The sequence below is a fragment of the Nocardioides sp. CF8 genome (genome assembly GCF_000389985.1).
GTDB classification, from domain to species: Bacteria; Actinomycetota; Actinomycetes; order Propionibacteriales; family Nocardioidaceae; genus Nocardioides; species Nocardioides allogilvus.
Map to the genome: position 1 here is coordinate 4,105,891 of NZ_CM001852.1, position 2,650 is coordinate 4,108,540.

Genomic DNA, 2,650 nt, shown 5'->3' on the forward strand with positions numbered 1-2,650 from the left:
TGTCGGCGGCCACGAGAAACTGCCCGGAGACGGCCACGAAGCTGCCCGCTGGTGGACATGAGAATTGCCCACTGATGGTCATGGGATCTGCCCGACACGACGTCGTCTGCCTCACCGGTTCCCACGGTTGAGGCCCCTCCTCAGGTGCGGTTGGCGGTGCTGATGCGCCGTTTGGCCCCTGAGGAGGGACATATGAAGTCTGCCGAGGAGATCATGAAAATCTTGGATGCCTACGACCTGACTGGGTCGTTGCGTGATGCTGGTGAGCTGGCCGGCTGCTCGCACCACACGGTGAAGCACTTCGTGGACCGCCGCGCTGCCGGTGGGGAGCTGGATCGGGCGGCCGCTCGGCCGCAGCTGATCGATGAGTACTTGCCCAAGGTCGAGGAGTGGGTCGAGCGGTCGGTCGGGAAGGTCCGTGCCGATGTCGCCCACGACAAGCTCGTCGCGTTGGGCTACAAGGGTTCGGAACGCACCACCCGCCGCGCGGTCGCGAAGGTCAAGGCGTCCTACCGCGCTGGTCGGGTGCGGGTCCACCGGCCATGGGTCACCGAGCCGGGGATGTGGCTGCAGTACGACTACGGCGACGGCCCGGTCGTCGACGGCGTCAAGACGGTGCTGTTCGTGGCGTGGCTGGCGTGGTCGCGGTTCCGGGTCGTGATCGCGCTGCGGGACAAGACGATGCCGAGCGTGTTCGCCGCGCTGGACCAGACGTTCCGCCGCCTGGGTGGGGTGCCGACCTATGTGCTGACCGACAACGAGAAGACCGTCACGGTCGAGCACATCGCCGGGATCGCGGTCCGTAACTCCCAGCTGGTTGGGTTCGCCGAGCATTACTCGGTGGTGGTGCACACCTGTGTGCCTGCGGATCCGGCGTCCAAGGGTGGCACGGAGTCGTCGGTGAAGATCAGCAAGGCCGACCTCGTGCCGAAGGACACCAACTTGCTTGAGGAGTACGGCGGCTTCGCTGAGCTCGAGGCGGCGTGTGAGGCGTTCTGTCAGAAGGTCAACACCCGTGTCCACCGGACGACGAAGCGGCCGCCGGTCGAGATGCTCGCCGAGGAACGCGCCCGGTTGCACCCGGTGCCGTCAACGGCGCACACGGTCGCGTTCGGGGTCACTCGAGTGGTGCCGGCGAACACGCCGATGGTGATGTTCGAGTCCGGCCAGTACTCGGTCCCGCACCAACTGCTCGGTGCCACGGTGTGGGTCCGGGTCCACGGTGTCGGCGACGGCGAGCAGGTCGTCATCGTCCACGTCGGTGACGACGGTCCGGTCGAGGTCGCCCGCCACACCCGGGCCATGCCCGGGACACCGCGGATCGATGACGAGCACTTCCCGCCACGACCTGAAGGCCCGCTGGAGCGTCGCCCCCGAGCCAAGAACGCCGCTGAGTCGGAGTTCCTCGACCTGGGCGAGGGCGCGCGGTTGTGGCTGATCGAGGCCGCCGCGGCGGGCACACCGCGGATGCGGGTCAAGATGAGCGAAGCACTTGCCTTGGCGAAGCTGTTCGACCCCGTCGAGGTCGACTGGGCGCTCGGGCATGCTGCGGTCCATGGCCGGTTCGCCGAGGCCGACCTGTCCTCGATCCTGGACCACCATCACGGCCGGGGAGCCCGCCAGCCCGGCACCGGTGAGCACCGTGCCAGCGAGGACTCCTCGCTGACCCAGGGCACCGCCGCGTGGGCACGGCTCGGCCAGCGGTCCACCGCGGACAGCGACGACGAGGCGACCCGATGACGACGAGGAGCCCCATCAGCACCGCACCGCCGTTGCCGGTCGAGTTGGAGGAGCTGCTGCGCAGGCTGCGGCTGCCGCACATCCGTCGCCACGCCCCCGAGGTCGTCGCGACCGCGAAGGCCCAACGCTGGGAACCCGCCGAGGTCCTCAAGGCCCTGTTCGCCGAAGAGGTCGCCGGCCGGGAACGCTCCGCACTCGCCACCAGGCGGGCGGCCGCAGGGTTCCCGACCGGGAAGACCTTCGATGCCTGGCAGCCTGAGATCTCCTCGATCCCGGCCCCGACCCAGCAGGCGTTGCGGACCTTGGAGTGGGTCCACCGGCGAGAGAACCTCGTGGTGTGCGGACCGTCAGGGACCGGGAAGACGTTCCTGCTGGAAGCGCTCGGGCAACAAGCCGTCGAGCAGGGCCTGAAGGTCGCCTGGTTCACCCTGGAAGACCTCGGAGTCCTGCTACGCCGGCACCGTGCCGACGACACCGTGTCCAAGGCCATCGCCCGGATCCTGCGCGCCGACCTGGTCATCGTCGATGACATCGGACTCCTGGCCGTCGCAGCCGACGCCGCCGAGGGCCTCTACCGGCTCGTCGACGCCGCCTATGAGAAACGCTCGGTCGCGATCAGCTCGAACCTGCACCCCTCCGGATTCGACGAACTCATGCCCAAAACGCTGGCCACCGCCACCGTCGACAGGCTCTTGCATCACGCCCACGTCTGCCAGACCAGCGGCGACAGCGTTCGCCTCACCCAGGCACTCGCAGGCCAGGGGGTGAGCCCGTTGAGCTGAGCGTTCCTAGTCGGTGGTGGCCACAGCCCCACTTGGGCAGATCCCATGGCCACCACCGGGCACATCTCGTGACCGTCAGCGGGCAGGTTTCATGTCCGCCCCCGGGCAGTTTCTACTGGCCCTTGACA

Annotated in this window: 2 protein-coding genes; both read left to right on the forward strand. The window is 68.3% G+C overall.

Going from position 1 to position 2,650, the window contains the following annotated elements:
- Positions 1-192: 192 nt before the first annotated feature.
- Positions 193-1,740: an IS21 family transposase gene (gene istA, locus CF8_RS19990; RefSeq protein WP_010834902.1), complete on the forward strand. Its 1,548-nt coding sequence runs from the start codon at positions 193-195 to the stop codon at positions 1,738-1,740.
- A complete protein-coding gene (gene istB / locus CF8_RS19995) occupies positions 1,737-2,522 on the forward strand; it encodes an IS21-like element helper ATPase IstB (protein ID WP_010834903.1) in 786 nt (261 codons plus the stop codon). Before istA ends, istB begins: the two co-directional genes overlap by 4 nt.
- The last annotated feature ends 128 nt before the right edge of the window (positions 2,523-2,650 follow it).